At 40.2% G+C, this 23,006-nt stretch carries 17 protein-coding genes and 1 pseudogene; all 18 read left to right on the top strand.

Annotated elements, in window-relative coordinates:
- Positions 1–752: 752 nt before the first annotated feature.
- Positions 753–2,156: an undecaprenyl-phosphate glucose phosphotransferase gene (locus LRP49_RS14420; RefSeq protein ID WP_274143005.1), complete on the top strand. Its 1,404-nt coding sequence runs from the start codon at positions 753–755 to the stop codon at positions 2,154–2,156.
- 10 nt (positions 2,157–2,166) lie between these two features.
- A complete protein-coding gene (locus LRP49_RS14425) occupies positions 2,167–3,399 on the top strand; it encodes an outer membrane beta-barrel protein (RefSeq protein WP_274143006.1) in 1,233 nt (410 codons plus the stop codon).
- A gap of 22 nt (positions 3,400–3,421) precedes the next feature.
- Positions 3,422–3,949 carry a polysaccharide biosynthesis/export family protein gene (locus tag LRP49_RS14430; RefSeq protein WP_274143007.1) on the top strand — a complete coding sequence of 176 codons (528 nt, stop codon included), beginning with the start codon at positions 3,422–3,424 and terminating at the stop codon, positions 3,947–3,949.
- Positions 3,950–4,053: 104 nt separating this feature from the next.
- Entirely contained in the window at positions 4,054–6,282 is a 2,229-nt protein-coding gene (locus LRP49_RS14435) for a GumC family protein (RefSeq protein ID WP_274143008.1), read from the top strand.
- Positions 6,283–6,292: 10 nt separating this feature from the next.
- On the top strand, positions 6,293–7,450 hold the full coding sequence (gene wecB / locus LRP49_RS14440; RefSeq protein WP_274143009.1) for a non-hydrolyzing UDP-N-acetylglucosamine 2-epimerase: 1,158 nt from the start codon (positions 6,293–6,295) through the stop codon (positions 7,448–7,450).
- 95 nt (positions 7,451–7,545) lie between these two features.
- Positions 7,546–8,787, top strand: coding sequence for a UDP-N-acetyl-D-mannosamine dehydrogenase (gene wecC, locus LRP49_RS14445; protein ID WP_274143010.1), 1,242 nt, complete (start codon positions 7,546–7,548; stop codon positions 8,785–8,787).
- 9 nt (positions 8,788–8,796) lie between these two features.
- Entirely contained in the window at positions 8,797–10,071 is a 1,275-nt protein-coding gene (tviB, locus tag LRP49_RS14450; protein WP_420791583.1) for a Vi polysaccharide biosynthesis UDP-N-acetylglucosamine C-6 dehydrogenase TviB, read from the top strand.
- A 61-nt stretch (positions 10,072–10,132) separates the two neighbouring features.
- Positions 10,133–11,149, top strand: coding sequence for an SDR family oxidoreductase (locus LRP49_RS14455; RefSeq protein WP_274143012.1), 1,017 nt, complete (start codon positions 10,133–10,135; stop codon positions 11,147–11,149).
- Positions 11,150–11,204: 55 nt separating this feature from the next.
- Entirely contained in the window at positions 11,205–12,251 is a 1,047-nt protein-coding gene (locus tag LRP49_RS14460) for an acyltransferase family protein (protein WP_274143013.1), read from the top strand.
- Between the two features lie 166 nt (positions 12,252–12,417).
- Positions 12,418–13,677: an oligosaccharide flippase family protein gene (locus tag LRP49_RS14465; RefSeq protein WP_274143014.1), complete on the top strand. Its 1,260-nt coding sequence runs from the start codon at positions 12,418–12,420 to the stop codon at positions 13,675–13,677.
- Positions 13,674–14,789 carry a glycosyltransferase family 4 protein gene (locus LRP49_RS14470; RefSeq protein WP_274143015.1) on the top strand — a complete coding sequence of 372 codons (1,116 nt, stop codon included), beginning with the start codon at positions 13,674–13,676 and terminating at the stop codon, positions 14,787–14,789. Before LRP49_RS14465 ends, LRP49_RS14470 begins: the two co-directional genes overlap by 4 nt.
- Before the next feature lies 1 nt (position 14,790).
- Positions 14,791–15,972: an O-antigen ligase family protein gene (locus LRP49_RS14475; protein WP_274143016.1), complete on the top strand. Its 1,182-nt coding sequence runs from the start codon at positions 14,791–14,793 to the stop codon at positions 15,970–15,972.
- 1 nt (position 15,973) lies between these two features.
- A complete protein-coding gene (locus LRP49_RS14480) occupies positions 15,974–17,047 on the top strand; it encodes a glycosyltransferase family 4 protein (protein WP_274143017.1) in 1,074 nt (357 codons plus the stop codon).
- 12 nt (positions 17,048–17,059) lie between these two features.
- A complete protein-coding gene (locus tag LRP49_RS14485) occupies positions 17,060–18,250 on the top strand; it encodes a phenylacetate--CoA ligase family protein (RefSeq protein ID WP_274143018.1) in 1,191 nt (396 codons plus the stop codon).
- Between the two features lie 193 nt (positions 18,251–18,443).
- Positions 18,444–19,517: a glycosyltransferase family 4 protein gene (locus LRP49_RS14490; protein WP_274143019.1), complete on the top strand. Its 1,074-nt coding sequence runs from the start codon at positions 18,444–18,446 to the stop codon at positions 19,515–19,517.
- The gene (locus tag LRP49_RS14495) at positions 19,517–20,701 is read left to right on the top strand and encodes a glycoside hydrolase family protein (protein WP_274143020.1); all 1,185 of its coding nucleotides are present in this window, start codon (positions 19,517–19,519) and stop codon (positions 20,699–20,701) included. The genes LRP49_RS14490 and LRP49_RS14495 overlap by 1 nt, the downstream gene beginning before the upstream one ends.
- A complete protein-coding gene (locus LRP49_RS14500; RefSeq protein WP_274143021.1) occupies positions 20,688–21,422 on the top strand; it encodes a WecB/TagA/CpsF family glycosyltransferase in 735 nt (244 codons plus the stop codon). The genes LRP49_RS14495 and LRP49_RS14500 overlap by 14 nt, the downstream gene beginning before the upstream one ends.
- A gap of 99 nt (positions 21,423–21,521) precedes the next feature.
- Positions 21,522–22,301 (top strand): annotated as a pseudogene (locus tag LRP49_RS25335) (choice-of-anchor A family protein); the annotation flags it as partial.
- Between the last annotated feature and the right edge of the window lie 705 nt (positions 22,302–23,006).

The raw sequence follows: 23,006 nt of genomic DNA on the forward strand, positions 1-23,006 counted from the left end.
AAACACTGCCTACGACCAAGCTTTAAGCGCATAGATTTAAGCATACAAGCGATTTCTAACACTTCAATCCCTCTCTAGTGAGTCTAGTCATCATTTCAGACGTGGCCTCATCTTTCCCCGAAGAGACAAAACGCTCCTTGTTCTGTTTTCTTGCAGTACCTTACGCAAACGACAAGAATGAACTATTTACCCCCTAACCGTCCCGCGAGTTTAATCTGACAATCCCTCGCTCCTTCGTCGCTGAACATCCGACAAAACATCCAAATCTTAAGAGAGCCTTGTATATCAAGGTTCAATGACTCTGAGCACAGATATGCGGGATATTTAACATAGTTAGATTCTTGAACAAGAATCTACTTTATATATTCGACATTTCATTGGTCACAAAGATTGAGAGAAATAAGTCGCAAACTTGGTTTATACCCACAAATATAATGCGCCATTGAATTGACTTGCCTCGCATATATTCCACTGAGCAACAACTCACTTTCATACTATTGCGCGGTATCACGGAGTATTTATTTATTGTTCGAACTAAAAGTTAATAAGCATACTGTCTACCACTTCACAATGTTAATATCCCGCCATTCTTGAGGTTCTATAAATTATAGTCTACAGCCTCTTTTTAATAGCAAATCTATCAATAATAATCCTGGTCTAAATCGTATTTTGGGAACGACACTCAAGGGCGGTAGCGTCGAAACAATGTGCTAACAGTCAGCCATAGGTAATTTATCTAGGGATAGAACATCATGGACACAACGCTAAAACTACATAGTAACTATGGCACTCTGCATGTTTTCTACAGAGTTATAGATTGCATCATTATTGCACTGGCACTTTATATAATCTCGATCGCCTATATTGGACATTTCGATAGAAACAGCGCACTACTGACTAGCTACTCAATATTAGTGTATTTGCTGATCGCTGAAAAAAATGACCTTTATCGTTCTTGGCGTGTATTTAAATTCAAAGATGAAGCAATAAGTATTAGCAAAGCCTGGTTGCTTACTATTAGCCTGCTTATCGCACTCGCATTTTTCACCAAGACGAGTACCAGCTACTCAAGGGTTGTAACGGGGACATGGTTAATATCCACACCAATTCTATTGATTACATGGCGGTTTATTGCAAAGCAGACCCTTAGAAAACTGCGTGATTATGGTTACAACAGAAAAGAGGCCGTAATAGTAGGTGTTACCGAGAATGGAATTAGGCTGGCTAATGAGATAAAGAACAACCCGGAGCTTGGTATTAAAGTGGTTGGTTTTTATGATGACCGCGAATTGAATCGCCTTAACATAGACACCTTACCCGCACCATTCAAAGGAAGTGTGCCTTCTGCACTTGAAATGGCAAAAAAAGGTGCGATCCAACATATTTATATTTCAATGCCATTAAAAGCAAATGAACGAATCACCAAATACCTGAATGCTTTTTCTGACACGACAGCAAATACGTATCTTATCCCCGACTTTTTTGTCTATAACCTTATCCAATCTCGCTTAAGTGCCATCGGGAATATACCAACCATCAGTATACATGACACGCCTTTTTATGGCACCGACGGTTGGTTTAAAAGGGCTCAAGATATCGTACTGGCTTCTCTTATTATTTTATTGATTAGCCCTGTACTCATTGGTGTTGCACTTGGTGTGAAGCTTTCGTCACCTGGACCCGTGATTTTTAAACAATTTCGTTATGGATTAGATGGCCGCCCCATCAAAGTGTGGAAGTTTCGTTCCATGAGCACCATGGATAATGGTGCGGTAGTCAAGCAAGCCACCAAGAATGACCCAAGAATTACACCATTTGGCGCATTTATTCGCAAGACGTCTCTGGACGAGTTACCACAGTTTTTCAACGTACTGCAAGGTCGCATGTCAATCGTTGGGCCCCGCCCTCATGCGGTCGCACACAACGAAGAGTATCGCACGATCGTTGACCGCTACATGCTGAGACACAAAGTTAAGCCCGGTATTACAGGACTCGCTCAAGTCAACGGCTACCGCGGTGAAACGGATACCTTAGAGAAAATGCAAAAACGTGTCGAATTTGACCTGAAATACATACAGTCCTGGTCAACATGGCTGGATTTGAAAATTATTTTTAAAACCATTTTCAAAGGCTTTACAGGCAAGACTGCCTACTAAAGGAATAGTAATGAATAGCCCCAAAAAATCACTCATTGCAATAGCATTGCTGAGTACCAGCGGTGTTGTATTTGCAGACGAAGACTATGGATACACCACTGAGTCAGGCATCAAAATTACTCCTCTTCTTGAAGCATTTTTAGAATACAACGACAACGTGGGCCGTTATTCTGCGTCAGAGAATCCTGAGTCATCCAACGGCTTAATTGTTAAGCCCGGCATCATGTTTGAATCTGACCGCAATGGTAACGAGTATCAAATTGCCTACCAACTCGCTTCAGGAACCTACTTTGATAGTGATGATGACGATTTCTTAGACCACGCGTTCACGACAAATAACTTTATACAAGTCAGTCAGCGAAGCGGTTTCGGTATCAATTACACCTACCTCAAATCTCACGAGGCCCGAGGAACAGGCATTCTCGCCGGTGATCAATTAACTACCGTCGCCACAGAGCCGGTCAAATATTCTCTGCACAACGCAAACATAACGCACGTTTACGGTTCTGAAGACTCAACAGGTCGTATCGAGTCCAACATAAGGTACGAAAACAAGACCTACGACAACTACCGTGACCTTACCGTGCCGGGGTTTGTTGCTCTGAGCACAAAGTATAAAGACTATGGCGAACTTGCTGGTGCATTGGCGTTTTACTATCAGGTATTTCCGGCTACTGAACTGCTCTTAGAGATTGACTTAGCCGACCGTCAGTACAAACTCGGCAACCCAACCAGCGGTCAATCGCAAAACAACCTAGATAGCTACTATTTAGTCGGCGCGAAATGGGACATCACCGGGAAAACGACCGGAAAGCTCAGATTGGGTTTACAAGATAAAGATTACGAAGATGAAGCCAGAGAAGACTTTAGCGGCTTTAGTTGGGATTTAGATTTGGTCTGGGAGCCATTAACCCACTCGACAATCTCTGTATCTGCGGCTCAAGTTGCTATAGACCCAGATCAAGGCAACAACTATATCAATCAAACCAGTTTTGGTGCTGGCTGGAAGCATTTCTGGCTAGAGCGAGTTTATAGCGATATAGCACTAAATCTGATAAACGATGATTACTCGTTAAGTAGCCGAAAAGATGACTTGCTACAAACCTCCTTTTACGTGGGCTATGAGTTCAGAGCAGATACCGAAATTACTGTTGGCTGGCGTTATGAAGACAATGATTCTTCGATGATTACAAATCAATACAGCCAAAACGTTTGGTATCTCGGTACGAATCTGATCTTCTGATTATTAAAGGGTTGCATTTCACATGACACGAATTTGTCGATTAATAGCTTTATTGGTACTCGCCTTCCCAATCAGTTCATTCGCGAGCGGTAACGACTATAACATTGGTGCAGGGGATAAAATCCAAATAGTAGTCTACGGAGAAGAAGAGCTCACTATTGAAGAACTGTATATCGATAGCAGCGGTGAATTCGACTACCCCTATCTTGGTCAATTATTAGCGATAGGAAAAACGACCGAGCAACTTAAGGCCGAAATTATCGATGGACTAAAAGGAGATTATCTCGTGTCCCCTAAAGTTCGCGTCGGTATCGTTGAATTCCGCAGTATATTCGTAAACGGTGAAATCAAAAAGCCTGGTGGCTATGAATACCAACCAGGCCTTACCGTTGACAAAGCTATTGCGCTCGCAGGAGGCTTCACGGAACGCGCAGCCAGAAAAAGCATTTATGTTACTCGCGAAGATAAGAATGAGCCTAAGAATAAAGTGAGTCTTTCACACATGGTGTCCCCAGGAGACATCATCGTTATTGAGCAAAGCTTTTTCTAATAACCAATTACTTATATAAACTTTCAATTTTACACACTGCACATCAATTTTCTGAAAGGCGTGGCGTAACGCCAAAAGTTTCCTTTTAATCAGTGGAAAACATAATGTTTGTTAACTCTAGCAAAGATAGTACTAAGCAGGAGCAACTTATCGATTTCGGATACTTTGTTCATTTGATTAAAAAGCACTGGCTTTCAATTTCACTTTTCGCATTCCTTTGCACTGCCATTTCTGTTCTTTTTGCACTATCTATTACATCTACTTATCGTGCAACCGCCACATTATTAATTGAGTCTCAACAAGTAAAAGCTATATCTATCGAAGAAGTCGTTGGCATTGATACAAGAGCTAATGAATACTACCTTACCCAATTCGAAATACTTAAATCCAACCAGGTGTCTCAACGAGTTATTGATGAATTACAACTAGATAAGGTTCCTGAGTTTAATTCAAATTTAAAATCATCAAACGAGCCCACTTATCGTAAGCAATTCTCAGACTGGCTTCGTTCACACCCTGTTTTAGATTCTTTGCTTCCGAAAAATAAAGATACTCTAAAAGACGAAGAATCTGAAAGAGAGGCGACTAAGTTAAGGGTTCTCAGGAAGTTTAAATCTAGATTGACAATATCACCAATCAGAAAAACTCAACTTGTTAGAATCTCATTTGAATCAGAAGATCCTAAGTTAGCAGCAAAGATCGCCAATGCAGTTGGTGACGCATTTATCGAAAGCAATTTAGAGTCAAAGCTAATCGCCACTGACAAAGCTAACGAATGGCTTAATGAGCGTCTTTCAGGACTTAAGCAGAATCTTAACGCTTCAGAGCAAGCATTATTGGAGTTTCTTCAACACCAGAAGCTGATTGACGACAGTGGCATTTCTGCTTTGACAAGCAATGAGCTGCAAAACCTTACTGGTCGAATTGCTGAAGCAACTGACAGAAGAACGAAGACACAGGCCTTATACAATGCTCTGAAAAGCAATCCCAATGCCGATATCGCTGCACTTGGTGCGAACACGCTTATATCTAATCATCCTCAGGTTCGCGATGTCAGAATGGCGGAAGCAGAAGCGGAAAAGGAAGTCAGTCAACTATCCAAACGTTATGGACCAAAACATGACAGAATGATCCAAGCCAATGCGCGTTTAAAATCAATACAGAGACGAGCAGAAAAATTAATTTACAAGCTTATCGACGGTATCGAAAAAGAGCTTTCAAGTGCTATCGAGCAAGAGCAACTTTTAAAACAAGAACTACTTAACAAAAAAGAAGAATTCCAAGAACTAAGCGTAATAAAGAGCGAATATGATGCATTGAAGCGAGAAGTCGATAGCAACTCCAAACTATATAATCTATTTCTAACTCGACAAAAAGAAACGTCTGCAGCCAGCAATTTTAGTGCAGCAAATGCTCGCTTCAGTGATTATGCGTTGGTGCCAGAAAATCCATTTAAACCTAATCGAAAATTGATCGTTCTTTTTGCATTTACTGTTAGCTTAAGCTTTGCCGTTGTGGTCGTTATTTGTCTTGATGCCTTTAACAACACCATCACATCCGCGAGAGATTTTGAAAGTAAACTGGGCTTGCTACCAACGGGAACAATTCCAATGGTGCGTGCACGAGAATACAAGAATAGTCCAATTGATCACTTGGTTTTCACTAATAGTAAATTCTCTGCTTTCCAAGAATCCATAGACTCTATTAGAACCTCTCTTTATTTAAGCATGCCAAAATCAGATAGGAAATTTATTGCGATTTCTTCATCTGTACCGGGAGAGGGTAAAACCACAACAGCCATCAATCTAGCGCAGTCTTTTTCAAGTATAGAGAAAGTACTACTTATAGATTGTGACTTAAGAAAACCAACTATCGGAAAGCGTTTTGGCTTACCTAAGAGTCAGTATGGCTTATCAAATATTCTCGTAATGAACGTATCTCCCAAAGAGAGTATTACAACAGTACCCGGCACTAACTTAGATATATTACCGGCAGGAATGCTAGTCGCAAATCCACAAGAACTGCTTAGTGGTGATTCGTTTACAACGCTGGTCAACGAGCTTTCAAAAAAATATGACCGGGTCATATTTGATACACCACCGATACTCCCGGTAAAAGACGCCTTTATTATCGGAAAACTCACGAAAGGTATTGTATTGGTGCTGAAAGCAAACAGTACTACCAAGTCAGTGTACAACCATACGATGACTCTTTTCACCAAACACAAAATATCTATTGATGGCGTAGTAATAAATCAAGTTACGCAGCCCAAGAAGGGTAAGCATACTTATTCAGAGTATTCGAAGTACGCGTACGGCAACGCAGACAGCTAAGGACAGCATAATGACGAAGCCCATAAAAATACTTTCTATATTCGGTACCCGACCAGAGGCCATCAAGATGGCACCACTGGTTGATAAACTCCGCAGTACTGATGGCATAGAGGCAAAGGTTTGTGTAACAGCCCAACACAGGGAGATGCTAGATCAAGTCTTGGACTTGTTTGAGATAACACCAGACTATGACTTAAACGTTATGAAACCCGGTCAATCTCTCTACGACGTTACTGGAAATATTCTGTCCGGATTAAAACCTGTTTTTGAAGCCTTTCAGCCAGATATGGTGCTAGTTCACGGCGATACAGCGACCACATTGTCGACTAGCCTCGCTGCGTATTATCAACAAATTGCTGTTGGGCACGTTGAGGCGGGTCTACGGACGGGGAATATTTATTCTCCATGGCCCGAAGAAGGAAACCGCAAACTCACTGGTGCAATAACCACGCTTCATTTTGCTCCTACCGCCACGTCAGAAGAAAACCTTCTAAGAGAAAATGTAGAACCAAATAATATTGCTGTGACTGGAAATACAGTGATTGACGCGTTGCTACTTGTGAAGGAAAAGCTTGCTGGGGACCAAGACCTTAATCAGACAATGCAGGCACTATTTCCTGAAATTGACCTGTCGAAGAAGCTCATTTTGGTAACTGGCCACCGCCGCGAAAGTTTTGGTGGCGGGTTTGAACGTATCTGCGAAGCTATCGCAGAGATCGCAACTAAGCACTCTGACACTCAAATTGTTTACCCTGTTCATCTCAATCCTAACGTACGAGAGCCTGTGAACCGTCTTCTACGTGGATTAAACAATGTCTGTCTTATCGAACCACAAGAATATCTGCCTTTCGTTTATTTAATGGATAAGTCACACATTATCCTCACCGACTCCGGTGGTATCCAGGAAGAGGCGCCATCTTTAGGCAAACCTGTCCTTGTCATGCGGGACACAACTGAACGTCCGGAAGCGGTTAATGCTGGCACAGTACAACTAGTGGGGACTGAAAAGCAAACCATTATCACCGCGGTAGAAAACCTCCTAACCAATCCAGATAACTACGAGCAAATGAGTCGGGCACATAATCCTTATGGCGACGGAAAAGCTTGTGACCGGATTATTGAAAAAATCAAAGCGTATTTTGCGAAGGAAAAGCAAACAGATGTTTAGCGACATCTGCATTTCCCCTCCGTCATTTTAAAGAATTATGCACTCTCACAATTTTGATGGGTGTTTTTAAACTCCCCTATCATTAAGGAACTATCATGGCTTTTAAGAAGGTTTCTGTCGTCGGCTTAGGTTATATCGGACTACCTACCGCTGCCGTTGTGGCTTCACGCGGAATAGAAGTAATAGGCGTAGATGTAAATCCCCAAGCTGTAGAAACAATCAATCAAGGAAAGATTCATATAGTAGAGCCAGACCTTGATATCGTTGTTCGTGGTGTTGTCGCAACAGGAAATTTGCGCGCAACAACTACCCCTGAAGCTGCAGAAGTCTTTATGATTGCAGTGCCCACCCCCTTCAAGGAAGAGTTCACTCCCGACCTTAGTTACATTGAATCGGCAGCGAACGCAATCGCGCCCGTTTTGGAAAAAGGTAACCTCGTCATTCTCGAATCAACGTCTCCTGTGGGAGCCACAGAGAAACTAGCAGGATGGCTTAGTGCCGCGCGACCAGATTTGAGCTTTCCCCAAGACGCTGGCGACAGTGCGGATATTAAAGTGGCTCATTGCCCAGAACGTGTATTGCCAGGTTATGTTCTTCAAGAATTGGTCTCGAATGACAGGGTTATTGGCGGGATGTCAAAGGCTTGTAGTGAGAAAGCCGTCGAGCTATACCAAACGTTTGTCCGCGGTGAATGTGTGATTACCAACGCAAGAACCGCTGAGATGGCTAAACTGACAGAAAATTCATTTCGTGACGTCAACATCGCATTCGCAAATGAATTATCCGTCATCAGCGACAAATTAAAAATCAATGTCTGGGAACTTATCAAACTAGCAAACAGGCATCCTCGCGTGAACATTCTAAATCCAGGACCAGGCGTGGGTGGTCACTGCATCGCTGTCGATCCTTGGTTTATCGTAGACAGTTGTCCTGATGAAGCCAAAATTATCCGTCAAGCTCGTTTAACAAATGATTCGAAACCACACTACGTCGTAGACCAAATTGAAAAGGCAGCGGATCAATTCAAAAAACCAGTAATTGCTTGCTTAGGCCTCGCATTTAAAGCCGACATCGACGACCTCCGCGAAAGTCCAGCCCTGCAAATCGTCGAAGAACTGACGAAGAAAAATCTCGGACAGATATTTGCCGTAGAACCAAACGTTTCCGCGATTCCGGAAAACCTCGTACATGCGGGTGTAGAGCAAACGACGTTAGAAGTCGCACTTGAGAAGGCAAATATCATTGTTGTTCTCGTCGACCACAAACAGTTTAAAGCAGCAGACAAAACGTTATTCATGACCAAGTTCGTCATTGATACACGTGGGATAGTGAATTAAGGCATGAGTATGTACCAAGAAAATGTAAAGATCGGAATTATCGGCTTAGGTTATGTTGGTTTGCCTTTAGCGGCTGAGTTTGGCAAAAAATATACAACTATCGGTTTTGATATCAATTCCAAAAGGATCCAAGAATTAGTTAATGGTCACGACTCTACGCTTGAGGTATCTGATCGCGAACTAAAAGAGTCAACTCATCTTTCTTACACATGCACATCTGGTGATCTTAAAGCATGTAATGTTTATATCGTCACTGTCCCAACACCTATAGATGAACACAAACAACCCGATCTTACGCCCCTAATTAAAGCAAGTGAAATGCTGGGTCAGGTAATACGTAAAGATGATGTTGTTATTTATGAGTCAACAGTATATCCAGGCGCAACCGAAGAAGTATGCATACCTGTATTAGAAGACGTATCAGGACTTAAATACAATGCCGACTTTTATGCTGGTTACTCACCTGAAAGAATAAACCCTGGTGATAAAGAGCATCGTGTTACGAACATTCTGAAAGTGACTAGTGGTTCTACACCAGAAATTGCGACTAAAGTAGATGAGCTATATAAGTCAATTATTACTGCAGGTACTCATAAGGCATCATCTATAAAGGTAGCTGAAGCTGCAAAAGTGATTGAAAATACGCAACGTGATGTCAATATCGCGCTTATCAATGAGCTATCTATTATATTTAGCAAGTTGGAAATCGATACGCTGGAAGTTCTAGAGGCTGCGGGAACCAAATGGAACTTTCTTCCATTCCGCCCGGGATTAGTAGGTGGACATTGTATTGGTGTTGACCCGTATTACCTAACGCATAAAGCTCAAAGCATTGGTTATCATCCTGAAATGATACTGGCTGGCCGAAGATTGAACGATGGAATGAGCGCGTATGTCGTTTCTCAGTTAGTCAAAAAAATGCTAATGAAACGAATCCATGTCGAAGACTCAAACGTTCTCGTGATGGGGCTAACCTTTAAAGAAAACTGTCCAGACTTAAGAAACACTAAAGTTGTAGACATCGTAAGCGAGCTCAAAGAATACAACGTTAATGTCGATATCGCCGACCCTTGGTGTTCATCGAGCGAAGCACAACACGAGTATGGACTCACACTCGTTGAGGACATCAAGAAAAACCATTATGACGCAATTATTTTAGCTGTTGGACACGCTGAGTTTAAAGAAATAGGTGCGAACGAGCTCCACTCATATGGGAAAGAAAAACACGTAATCTATGATTTAAAGTATATCCTCGACAAGCAAGATGTAGATATTCGTCTTTAATGCTTAGAGTTTATATTTTCTAGGACATAATTCTTCCCGAATCGACGGAACACAATTTTTCATGACAAAATTTGAACGCATAAAAAACGAACTAAGGTCAGAACCAAAGGTTTGGCTTATCACTGGGGTAGCTGGGTTTATTGGATCCAATCTGTTAGAAACATTACTTAAGCTGAATCAAAAAGTCATAGGATTAGACAATTTCGCGACAGGACATCAAAAAAACCTGGACGAAGTTAAAAGCCTAGTCTCGGACTCGCAATGGTCTCTTTTTACTTTCTATGAAGGTGACATTCGCAACTACGATGATTGCGAGCGTGCAACAAAAGACGTTGACTATGTGCTCCATCAAGCAGCACTAGGCTCAGTTCCCCGCTCAATCAATGATCCCATTACAACAAACGCCGCGAATATCACCGGATTCCTGAACATGTTGAATGCGGCAAAAGAGCAAAACGTCAAAAGTTTTACTTATGCAGCCAGTAGTTCTACATATGGAGATCATCCGGCACTACCAAAAGTAGAAGAAAACATAGGCAACCCTCTGTCTCCTTACGCCGTTACGAAATATGTCAATGAACTATACGCGGCAGTATTCGCAAAAACATATGGGTTTAAGTCTATCGGTCTACGATACTTCAACGTATTCGGCCCTCGACAAGATCCCAACGGTGCTTATGCTGCTGTCATTCCTAAGTGGACATCTGCAATGCTGAATGGCTTAGACGTCTTTGTAAATGGCGATGGTGAGACAAGCCGTGACTTTTGCTTTATCGAAAATACGGTTCAAATGAACATACTCGCAGCGACCGCATCCGACGACGCAAAAGACGCCGTGTATAACGTTGCGCTAGGTGACAGAACAACATTGAATGACTTATATGCAACGATTAAAGAAGCTCTACTGACACACGGAATAGATGTCAAAGGAAGTCTACAATATCGCAATTTCAGAGAAGGCGACGTGCGTCACTCACAAGCGAATATATCAAAGGCTAAAGAGCGTTTAGGGTACGAACCTATTTATCGCATAAAAAATGGAATTGAAAAGTCTATGAATTGGTATATCACGAGATAATAGCGAGCTTTTAATAACGACTTACTTAGAACTTCGCGTTGATCAAGGGAAATTGATGTCTAAAGAACAACCGCTTTCAAGAATGCCAGAGTTAGATGCACTAAGAGGAATTAGTGCACTGATGGTGGTTGCTTATCACTATCTCTATAGATATATAGAGTTATACTCGACAGAGGCCGAAGCAATAAGCTTGATGAGCCTAGGGAAGTATGGCGTTCAACTTTTTTTCTGTATTAGTGGCTTTGTTATCTATTGGTCCGTTCAAAACTCAAAAATGGGAATGGACTTCATAGTAGCCCGAGTTGCAAGGCTTTATCCTGCATATATTTGTGCCATTGTATTCACTTACACCATGATTACTTTCTTTGGGCTAGAAGGTAGGGAGCATGACTTTATTACACTAATTAAAAATATAGTCATTTTTCACAATTTCCTTGGCATATCATCCATTGACGGCGTTTATTGGACACTTTCGTATGAAGTTGTATTTTACATGTGGGTGTTTATTATATGCACGATTTTCGGAAAAGAACATGTTCTCCTTTTACTGTCCGCTTCTTACCTTTTAATAACTGGCGGAAATTTTTTTATAGACACTCCCATTTTAAAGTCAATATCAGAGAAAGTGTTCTTATATAAATACATTCCATTCTTCATTATAGGAATACTTTCTTTTAAAGCGTGGGAATTTAAGCATATAAGAAACACTGATACATTATTGGCCTTTATGGTTATTCTAATCTCTACATATATCAACGCAAATGACATCTACATTTATATTCTCTGTATCGGAGTGTTTTATCTACTAGTCAACGGTAAACTTGGATTCTTAAATGTAAAGCCACTAACGTACTTGGGAATGATTTCTTACTCGCTCTATCTTATACATCAAAACTTTGGATACATAATACTTGGAAGATTAGAAAGCATTGGGGTAAATATATACCTAGGGGCATTTATAGCTTTCTCACTATCCGTTCTGGTTTCAACTATCTTTTACTATGCCGTTGAAGGTCCCACCAAAAACTTTTTACTAAACTCATACAGAAAGAAAATAAACAGATCTGAGCCCTACACTATAAAAAAAAGCGAAACAATATAGTCTAAAACTTATCGGTAACGCCTCAACTTTTAACGTATTTTTTGAGGTTCAAGCATGATATAACAAGATTGTAGCGCATTAACTTGTGAATGCTATGCCTCCTGGGCCAAACAATATGAAAATTCGATTTTAATGAGTAATTAAAATGTTAGAGTTAGAGCAATAAATGGAAAAAAGTCTCATAAGAAGCATTATGACACTGGCAACTGGCTCGATAGCTGCTAGTATTGTAATGGCCATATCAATACCTGTTCTATCTCGATTTTTTTCCCCAGAAGAGTTTGGTGTTTTTGGTGTATATTTATCTATAGTTGGGCTTATCTCTTTATTCGCAAGTGCCAATATTGAATCAGCTCTGATGCTAACTTCCCGTAAAAATGAGCGTGCAATAATACTTAAAACTTGTACTATAATTACCATTGCATCCTCAATAGTAACAACACTAGCTTTATCTATATTTAGCAATCAAGCAAAGATTTATTTTGGCACGGAAAGCATAATTCCAATTCTTCTCGTCATCCCTGGAGTAATTGCTTTTTGCGGCCACAAACTTATTACTATTAATGCAAACAGTAACAAAGAATATGGCTATGTCTCTAAGGCAACATTCTACCGGTCTGTTTCCATAGTAGTGTGTCAACTTGCTCTTAGTTTTGTTTTAGCGGGAACATATGGCCTTATATTAGGCAGTATCTTAAGCTATGTGCTCTACATTCAATATTTCTGTTTCAATAGTAACTTTAAACGTGATTTTAAATCCAGCAAGATAACATCAAAAAAGGCAAAGTATATACTACAAAAATACAGAAGAACATATATACACTTATTTCCTCAAAGCCTATTGAATTATGCATCTCAACAACTACCATACCTCATTTTCCCATTGTATTATTCAACCAGTGTAATAGGTGGATTATTTATAGCGCAACGGTTATTGAAAATGCCAGCTGGAATATTGACCATGGCTCTTCGTAACGTTTTTTACCCTTATTTTAGGGAGCAAAATAGTGAAGGTATTTACCATACGTACATCAAATTAACATCCGGTCTTTTCTTTGTTGGGTTTCCAATATGTATTATCATGTATTACTACATTTCTGATTTGGTAGTTCTAGTACTTGGGGACAACTGGAGGGAAGCAGGTGAGTACTCGAAATATATGCTTTTTTGGGTATTCATGAGCATTGTCAATGTCGCGACCACACCAGCATTGACTATCATTTCTGAAAATAAACTGCTGTTAAAATTTGAGATAATCGATTTTACAATAAAGACCGTAATTCTACTTTACTGCTTGAATTCCAAAATGACAGCCAAGCACACAATTATGTACTACTCATTGACATGTGGCATCTCTTACATCGCTATTTGTCTTATATGTACGTATCGTTTACATCTGAACAAGCATGTGGAGATTAATGCATGAATATTATTCATCTAACCGGCATGCGTTCAAATAAATATGGAGGACTTGAGACTGAATTTATTGAGTTGGCAAAAAATTGCAAACGAAATGGAAATACATTAAGTCTCGTTTACGAAGAATTACCGACATCTCGTAGATACCTAGAAGACCTAAAGATGAACAACGTAAAGTTATTGGTTATTCCCGCAAGAGGAAAGCCTATATATTTTATGCTCTCATTGTTTTCATTGTTTTTGAAAGAAAGTCCAGATATTGTCCATTACCATTTCAATCCGGCAGCGAAATATGGAGCAACAATTTCATACTTTCTCGGTATTCCCGCGATTCAATCATTCCGTTCTATGCCGGGTAAAAGCACCCTTTCAAAGTTTTCAACCAGATTAAGATGTCGACTTTCGTCAGAAGTACTTGCTGTGTCCAACGCGGTTGCTGAACAGTTAAGAGCCATTTCACGGGTAAAGAATGTAAGCACCCTTTACAATGGTATCAATCTATCTCTTTCAGATAAAAAAGCAAGCATAAGCCGAAGTGATTTAAATATACCAAAAGAAAACATCATAATTTCTAATGTGGCTTTTCATGCTGACATAAAAGGCATTGATATACTTTTAAAGTCAATTTCAATACTACTTAAAAAACACAAAAATATTACCCTAGTTCAAATTGGAACAGAAAACGTCAATGGCTCTACTCTTAAATTGATGCAAATGGCAACAAGCCTGAGTATAGATAAAAATATTATATGGGTCGGTGCTACAGACAAAGTACATGATTACTTAAGCATGTCCGACATTTACTGTCACACCTCCCGCTCGGAGGGGTTTGGAAGAGCGATTATTGAAGCGATGAGCCACAAACTCCCGGTCGTCGCAACGCAGGTGGGCGGTATCTCAGAGATCGTTAATAGCAACGAGCTGGGATTTCTTTCTGCTAACGAAGACGCTAAATCTATCGCAAATAACCTATCCACACTTGTGAGCAATAGTTCATTAAGACTGCAAGTAGGTTCTTATGCATATAAGTATGTAAAGAATAAATACTGTGTAAGAAAACAAGTGGAATGTTTGCAGGAAAAATATTTGACGTTAGCAAATAACAATAGGAGTCAATGATTTGGAATTTTCTAGAATGCTCTCCTATTACATGGGACTTGGAGTTCTTTTTTTTAGTGGATTCTTTCTATTTTTTTTTGACGCAGAGAATCCATCAGCCACTTACTCCATCATATCTGCACAGTTCTACTTTGTATCCGGTGTATTGATATTTTTATATAGAAAAGAAGCCGTAAAATATATAGTGCACTCTCCATACCCTCTATTAATTTGCTTACTATCAATCGCATCAATACTATGGAGTTTCGAACCTAGCCAAGCAATTATGAGAAGTATTGCATTAACTGGTACATTTTGTTTCGCTTTATGTCTAATATTAGTTTTTGATTGGGACGAGTTACTAAAAGTTCTTATTCTTCCGCTCATCTTTGCCGCGATAGCTTCAATATTCGTATCAATACTTGTACCCAGTATCGGTGTGGATGATGGTAGCAATGTAGCTGAACACGCTGGATTATGGCATGGCACATTTGGATTTAAGAATCGACTAGGTCGCGTGATGGGACTTTTTGCCGTAATCTTAGTAGCACAGAATGTCCTTTTGAGAAACTATCGAAATTCCATGTTAGCTATTGTACTCTTTGTTCTTCTAATGACAGGGTCGTCCACACCTATTCTTGCTGTTTCATTCATAGTGTTATTGAAGCTATATTTCGCAATCTCACACAGAATTACAACTCACATCAAAATTATTATTGCAATCTTGTCTATATATTGCCTGGCATTGGTTCCTATTGCTATTGAATTTGTCATCATTGACTTAATGGGAAAGGACCTGTCTGGTTCTGGTAGGGTGGATATGTGGGTAGATATATTACTGAGTATCGACTCTCCTATACTAGGTTATGGTTTTGGAGGAGGCTTTTGGGGTGAGTTCGGCTACGCCAATGGCTTGATTGACCCAAGGTATATCTTACTCGGTCATGCCCACAATGGATTTGTAGACACTCTTATCGAGTTGGGGATATTTGGCGTATTTTTCTATTTCATGCTGCTTTTAAAGTGTCTTATAGACAGCTTGAGAAACTATCGAACTCAAGGTGAATATTTTCTGCTCCCCCTTTTTCTTTCAGTATTTTTTATTATCTATTCTGTTACAGGAAGTGCATATATAAAACAAAATAATATCTTGTTCATCCTTGCATGTTTAGCTGCTTTCCTACCCTACAAGAAGGTTAAATAGAGTGAAGTTACTATTTGTCATTTCTGCATTCTCAGTTGGCGGAACCGAAGTTAAAATTAAAAATATAGCGAATTATCTGGTTGAAAACTCGCTTGCTGAAGTGGATATTCTTTGTTTATCTAACGTAACAAAACTTAAAAAAGAACTTTCACCAAAAGTACGATTTGTAACCATAGATGGTACAGGTGGTTTTAGAGAATGGTTAACCTGTAGAAAACAGATAAACTCTTTCCTTCTAAAAAACCCAAGCTACGACAAAACATTTTGGCTGAATTATTACCCAATTCTAATGGCACCAAAATCTGAGCAACGAAAAATTGCCATGTTAAATACAAGCACTGTTTATGGATTATCTCAAAAAATAAAGAAACACCTAGCAGAAAGAAACTTACAGCATTTTGATAAGATTGTTTTAGGAAATAAATCTTTGAGTAAGGCGTTGGCCACTAGGCATCCACAGACCACAAGCAAAATTTTAGAAATTTATAATGGCGTTGATATTAATCGATATACTTATCACCCTAAGCAAATAAACACCTCCAAGGCTATGACCCTTTGCATGGTTGCTAAACTCAGACCCGAAAAACGACACTTCGATGTTTTGCAGTCGGTTACAAAGTTAAATGAACAAGGGGTAGATATAAAGTTACTTATAGTTGGGGGGGCACATAACAGTTTTGTTGAACATGCCGCGTCTCTCGAAAAATACTGTAAGGATAATGCCATCGAACATCTCGTCGATTTTATTGGTGACACCAACTCTGTTAATAGTTACCTCCTCAAAGCAGATCTTTTTTTAATACCCTCTCACGAAACTTTTTCTAACGCAGTTTTAGAGGCGATGGCATGTGGCACCCCAGTACTTGGCGCAAATATCGGTGGAAATGCCGAATTGATTGAAGATAACAAAACGGGCTATTTTCACACTTATCGCGATGTCTCTAGTATTACCGAAAGAATTTTAGAAATTCACAGTAACTTAGAGCAATTATCTCTTGTATCCCAAAATGCACGCCAACTTATTGAAAGTAAATTTAGCTTTGAAAAAATGGTCGGCAATTATCTACAAGCTTGATATCGGAGTATAATGATGTTTAAAGACTTCTTATGGCTGATTTTAAAAGAAAATGTAGTCATAAATCTTATTTATAAATATTTGGCCCCAAGATTTTTTTGTGGGAACGTATTCTTCGATGTCAGAAACCTCCCAATAATAAACAAAGACCAAATTCTAAAAATTGGTAATAAGCCTAACACTAAATTTAGTGTTAAGGGTTATACTAGCGGAACAACCAATAAACCTATGACAGTTTATCGGAGCTTACAATCTATTTTTCTTGAAGAATACATTATTAAATCATACATGTATGAGAATGGCGTAGGCATCTCTCCACGGATTGCAGTGTTAAGAGGTGAGCACCTTTTCCCTGCCAATCATACTGGTCCAACGTTTTGGGTTAAAACGTTGTTCACGAGGCGTTTATTTCTTTCTTCTTATCATATTTCTCAGGCCAACGCGCATTTATATCTTGAGGCACTCGAAAACTTTAAGCCAGAAGTGATCATGGCATATCCGAGTTCGATATCACTCCTTGCTAAATTTGCTCAGAAACTTGATTGGAAACCCAACTGGGATCTCGCCTGTGTATTGACTTCCAGTGAGTTGTTCTCAAAGGAAAATCAACAAACGGTGGCCGGAGTTTTTGGTAAGGTTCTCGACCATTATGGTCAGGCCGAGCGTGTCGCTGCATTGCAACTTTGTGAGCAGGGAAACTATCATATTCGTCCCGATTACTCGCATGTAGAAGTGCTTCATAATGAACATGGGCAACATATCGTCGGCACTAATATTTATAACTCGGCAATGCCACTTAGACGATACGACACAAACGACTACGTAGAAGGATTCGATTCACACTCAAAGTGTTCATGCGGTAATCACTCGCCTTTCGTGGAAAAAATACTAGGAAGAGATGATGATTACCTGATTCTTCCAAATGGGACCTATGTTGGCAGAATGGATGTAGCATTTAAAGGTGTAACAACCATTGTCGAAAGCCAAATAGAACAAGTAGAACGAGACCGAATAATTATTCGATTCGTACCTAAAGAACTAGATAACATTAAAGCTATTGAGCATGAACTATCGAATAAAATTCAAGAACGGCTTGGAGACTCCATTAGGATAGAGTTTATTGCCATGGAAAAGGTCCCTAGAACACGCTCTGGAAAATTCCGTTCCGTATTACGCTCTGCAGATATCTCTATTAATATTTAACATTCAATCATAAAACACACTAACCACTGCAAGCTGAAATCAAAAAAAACTTGAAACCTAACAATTATGTTTAGTATTAAGCAACCAAAAATCGTCAAGAATAAAATCAGCAAAAATATTCATACAAAATGATATTTTTACTCCATATGTTATAAAGCCTAGTTTCCACTCCTCACTGCGACGCTATTACAATATGAGAAAGAAAATAAACATCACCCTATCAACTGGTCTAAGTGAGATGGGTGGGATATCGACAGTAATTAATTCATTAGATAATGGTCATTTCCAGAAATGGAACGTCAAACATATTGCTACACATACCAATGATGGTTCTCTTTTCGGCTTAAAAAAAATTCTTCTATTTATATCTGCCATATTAAAACTGATTTACTTTATAGCATCACGCGAAGTTGGGCTGGTACATATCCATATGGCATCCCGAGGCAGTTATTACCGGAAATCTTTTATTGTTCGCTTAGTGAGAGCATTTCGAGTAAAAGTAGTACTTCACTTGCATGGTGCTGAGTTTCAACACTTTTATTATAACGAGTGCTCGAACAAAACCCAATTGCACATTCGGCAGACGTTTAACTATGCAGATGCAGTTATTGTCTTGTCTTCTCAATGGCACTCTTGGGTAACAACAATTCTCAAGGACCCATCAAAAGCCCACATCGTATATAACGCTGTAGAAACACTAGACCTAGATCGCTCTCAAACCGAGCAAGGACGAATTTTGTTTCTAGGAAGGCTTGGGGAGCGTAAAGGTGTTAGAGATTTGATTGATGCTTTCTCGATCGTCGTTAGACAATTGCCAAATGCACGCCTCGCATTAGGGGGCGACGGAGATATAGATACCTTCAAACAGCAAGCCGAAAATCTCGGAATTCTTGACAACATCGACTTCTTAGGCTGGGTATCAGGCTCTGACAAAATAGCCTGGCTAAGTAAGTCTGATGTCTATTGCCTACCTAGTTATAACGAGGGCTTTCCCATGGGCATACTCGAAGCAATGTCGGCAAACGTGCCTGTCGTCGCTTCTACTGTGGGGGGGATTCCAGATGCTATTGAGTCAGGCGTGGATGGGTTGTTAATCGAAGCCGGTGATGTAGAAAAACTCGCCGAACATATTACCGCATTGATCATTGATAGAGAGATGAATGATCGGCTTTCCTCTCAAGCAAAACGAAAGTTTACGAACCATTTCAGTCAGCAAGCCGTTTTCCCAAAACTTGACCTTATCTATTCAGATTTAACAGGTGAATAATGCGCTTTTACGAAAGCATTAAAGCTATTTCAGAGAATACATTAAAAACCGCAAAGCAAGATAGTTTTGCAGGCTATGACCCTTTTGATGGCCTAAATAGCACTTTTTTTAGTGTGTTTCCTCGACTTAAAAAAGGACTTTTTGGCTTATGTTGGATTCAATTCAACAAACGCTCCCTCATTAATTTTCGGCCGATGTTAGGCGTTCCCAAAAAGCGTAATCCCAAAGGCATTGCACTTTTTATTTTAGGGTTGATAGAACAATACAGATACAACAAGGACGACGCTTATCTACAGCAGGCGATTCAGCTTGGTGATTGGTTGCTCCATCAACAGTGCAGTAAGGAGGAGTGGGGGAATGCTTGTTGGGGGTACCATTTTGACTGGAATGCTCGGGCTTTTTATGTACCCAAAGGAAAGCCAAATGTCATCACCACTATCTACGTGTCACAAGCTCTATTTGCCTTGTCCGAGGTTACGCACAACCGTAAATACTCAGAACCTGCGTTAGATGCTGCCGCTTTTATCGTGAATATTCTCTATAACGACAAAGAGGGTCAAAAGTACTTTTCCTACATCCCTGGTGAAAAAGCGTTCGTACACAATGCGAGCCTATGGGGAGCCGCTTGGGTTGCAAAGGTTGCTAACTTGACTGGAAACGACGATTACAAGCAGCTAGCTATAGATGTCGCTCTCCAATCCGTAAAAGCCCAGCGAGACGATGGCTCTTGGGTTTATGGAACTCGACATCATCATCAGTTTGTTGATGGTTTTCATACAGGTTACAACCTCGAAGCACTGCAAATGATTAAAGAATCATTGGGGGTTGATATATTCGACTCGGCAATATCCAAAGGATTAACGTACTACAAGACACATTTATTCGAAGAAGACGGAACGGCGAAATACTACAACAACAACCGATATCCGTTAGACATGCATAGTGTTTCTCAAGCGGTGTTCACATTGCTTCGAGTAGGTAAAACGGATGAAGACATTGAACTCGCAAAAAAAATAGTTGAAACATCAGTCCGACAATTATATCGCCAGAGTTCAGGTCTTTTCTCTTATCAAAAGTACCGACATATAAAAAACAACACTAACTATATTCGCTGGACACAAGCATGGGTTTATTACTCATTTTTGTTTCTTTTAAATTATGGGACATATCATGAAAAGGATTAATTTTCTTGGCTCGCCTATGGATGTGGCGACAATGGAAGAAACTGTTATACATATTGAGAAAAATTTATCAGAAGGCAACTTTCTTCAACACGTGGTTGTTAACGTCGCCAAAATAGTCAACATGCGAAAAGACCCCTCTCTGGCTGATTCGGTAAAAGCTTGTGATGTAATTAATATCGATGGTATGGGGGTAGTCTTTGGCGCGCGATTTCTGGGACATGACGTCACTGAGAGAGTCGCGGGTGTAGATCTCTTTCATGAGTTATTAAAAATGAGCGCAGAAAAAGACTTCCCTGTTTTTCTTCTTGGCGCAACAAGTGAAACCGTAAAAAAGACGACAGAAACTGTCCAACACCTTTACCCCAAACTCACAATAGCTGGATACAACGACGGTTATTTTTGGGACGATGAAGAAACTGTAGTGCGTAAAATACGAGAGTCTGGCGCAAAACTGTTATTCGTCGCTATTACGTCTCCCAAAAAAGAGAATTTCATCAACAAATGGCGTGATCAGTTAGGGGTCGACTTCGTAATGGGTGTTGGAGGTACTTTTGACGTGGTTGCTGGGAAAGTCAATCGAGCCCCCATTTGGATGCAAAAGAACGGACTAGAATGGCTTTATCGCGTTATACAAGAACCCCGCAGAATGTGGAAAAGGTATTTAGTAACAAATACAACTTTTGCTTGGTTACTCCTTAAAGAAAAAAGAAAAATCAAATAACAAATCCCCTCTCCATCGAAGTTATATCTATTATCGGTGGGAAAATTCATACGATTAAATAAAGGTAACATTATGCGAAATATATTTTGCACCATGTTTATGCTTTTTAGCACTCAAACCTTCGCACTAAATACCAGTTACAGTGCGTTAGTATTCGGTGATTTTACATCGCCGCATTCTGGAAGTAATGGCCCACTGGCGATCGGCGAAGATGCTGATTTAAACGGCTACAGTATATTTAACGATTTTTCAGACTTCCCAAATAGCGAATATTCTTTGACTGTAGGTGGTGACCTTACTTACAAAAGCGGTCGTGTCTATAGAGGTAACGTTATAGTCAATGGTGACATTGAGGACGTTAATCATACCGTTTTCCTCGGTATGGCTGAAACTAGCACTATCACAGGATCCGCAGACCTACCTATTGATTTTGATAATCTAGAAGAAGATATAATCAATTACTCCACCACACTTAGTAAATTGGAGAATGTTGGAACAGTCGAAGCACTTTGGGGCGGCCTTTATCTGAAAGGTGATTGCACCAGCGACATGCAAGTTTTTAATCTCGATGGTTATAAACTCGAAAAATCACATACGATCGCTCTTAGCTGTATACCTGAGAATGCGACGGTGATAGTGAATATTAGTGGCGATAAATCTGGATTTAGCCCACTAAGCAATAAAAGCCTACAAGACTTCGTGCCACACCGCTCCAAAACAATATTTAATCTTTTTGAAGCGACGTCACTGAAATTGTCCGGTGTATCAATAGAAGGATTGGTCCTCGCACCTCATGCTGATGTTTCCGCTCCATCAGGCACCTCCAACGTCGGCATCATCGCCGACAGTTTTGAAGGCTCAATGTTTTTGGGCTATCAACCTTTCGACGGACAAATTCTGACTTCCCCGCTTGAGGCTGATTTAAAATGGCACTGGGAGAGTAGCACATTCATGCCTGAGTACGATCAGGTGATGATGACGCCAGTTACCGGCCAACTTAATGATGACAACGGTGACGGCGTGATAGATAACCGAGATGTCGCAGACGTTGTTTTTGTGAGCTTTCAAGGCAGCAAGTATTCGAGTGCTGGTGTCCTAAGGGCAGTTAGTGGAAAAGATGGCTCTGATTTGTGGACTTACAACGACGGTCCGGTTTGGGCAGATCCTCGCTATTCTCCTGCAATTGCAGATATGGATAACGATGGCATTGTGGAAATTATTGTAGGCCACAGAGAGGCCCGCTCCGTTTACGTCGTAGACAATGTTGGTTCAATTCAAGATTCCATTAAATACGCAGGATACAGAAACATCGCAATCGCCGATATCAACTCGGATTCAAACCCTGAAATACTTCTCGCAGATGGCGTCTATTCGTATAACAACGGTTATCTCTATCGATTCGCGACATGGGGGCCAGACCCAATTGCGGTTGATGTCGATCTCGATGGCAGCATGGAAGTATTTGCTAACGCATCTCTCTACAATCAATTTGGCGACATTGTATGGTCAGACACTTCAAAGCATGACTTTTTTTGGTTTTCCGCCGTTGCAAACCTAGACTCAGATCCTGAGCCCGAGTTTGTT

Origin of the sequence: Enterovibrio qingdaonensis (genome assembly GCF_028683135.1) — a bacterium.
Classification (GTDB): domain Bacteria; phylum Pseudomonadota; class Gammaproteobacteria; order Enterobacterales; family Vibrionaceae; genus Enterovibrio; species Enterovibrio qingdaonensis.

Bases quoted from the DNA above. Each gene is read 5' to 3' on its own strand.
- LRP49_RS14420 (WP_274143005.1), top strand. From the start codon at position 753: ATGGACACAACGCTAAAACTACATAGTAACTATGGCACTCTGCATGTT.
- LRP49_RS14425 (WP_274143006.1), top strand. From the start codon at position 2,167: ATGAATAGCCCCAAAAAATCACTCATTGCAATAGCATTGCTGAGTACC.
- LRP49_RS14430 (WP_274143007.1), top strand. From the start codon at position 3,422: ATGACACGAATTTGTCGATTAATAGCTTTATTGGTACTCGCCTTCCCA.
- LRP49_RS14435 (WP_274143008.1), top strand. From the start codon at position 4,054: ATGTTTGTTAACTCTAGCAAAGATAGTACTAAGCAGGAGCAACTTATC.
- wecB (WP_274143009.1), top strand. From the start codon at position 6,293: ATGACGAAGCCCATAAAAATACTTTCTATATTCGGTACCCGACCAGAG.
- wecC (WP_274143010.1), top strand. From the start codon at position 7,546: ATGGCTTTTAAGAAGGTTTCTGTCGTCGGCTTAGGTTATATCGGACTA.
- tviB (WP_420791583.1), top strand. From the start codon at position 8,797: ATGTACCAAGAAAATGTAAAGATCGGAATTATCGGCTTAGGTTATGTT.
- LRP49_RS14455 (WP_274143012.1), top strand. From the start codon at position 10,133: ATGACAAAATTTGAACGCATAAAAAACGAACTAAGGTCAGAACCAAAG.
- LRP49_RS14460 (WP_274143013.1), top strand. From the start codon at position 11,205: ATGTCTAAAGAACAACCGCTTTCAAGAATGCCAGAGTTAGATGCACTA.
- LRP49_RS14465 (WP_274143014.1), top strand. From the start codon at position 12,418: ATGGAAAAAAGTCTCATAAGAAGCATTATGACACTGGCAACTGGCTCG.
- LRP49_RS14470 (WP_274143015.1), top strand. From the start codon at position 13,674: ATGAATATTATTCATCTAACCGGCATGCGTTCAAATAAATATGGAGGA.
- LRP49_RS14485 (WP_274143018.1), top strand. From the start codon at position 17,060: ATGATGTTTAAAGACTTCTTATGGCTGATTTTAAAAGAAAATGTAGTC.
- LRP49_RS14490 (WP_274143019.1), top strand. From the start codon at position 18,444: ATGAGAAAGAAAATAAACATCACCCTATCAACTGGTCTAAGTGAGATG.
- LRP49_RS14495 (WP_274143020.1), top strand. From the start codon at position 19,517: ATGCGCTTTTACGAAAGCATTAAAGCTATTTCAGAGAATACATTAAAA.
- LRP49_RS14500 (WP_274143021.1), top strand. From the start codon at position 20,688: ATGAAAAGGATTAATTTTCTTGGCTCGCCTATGGATGTGGCGACAATG.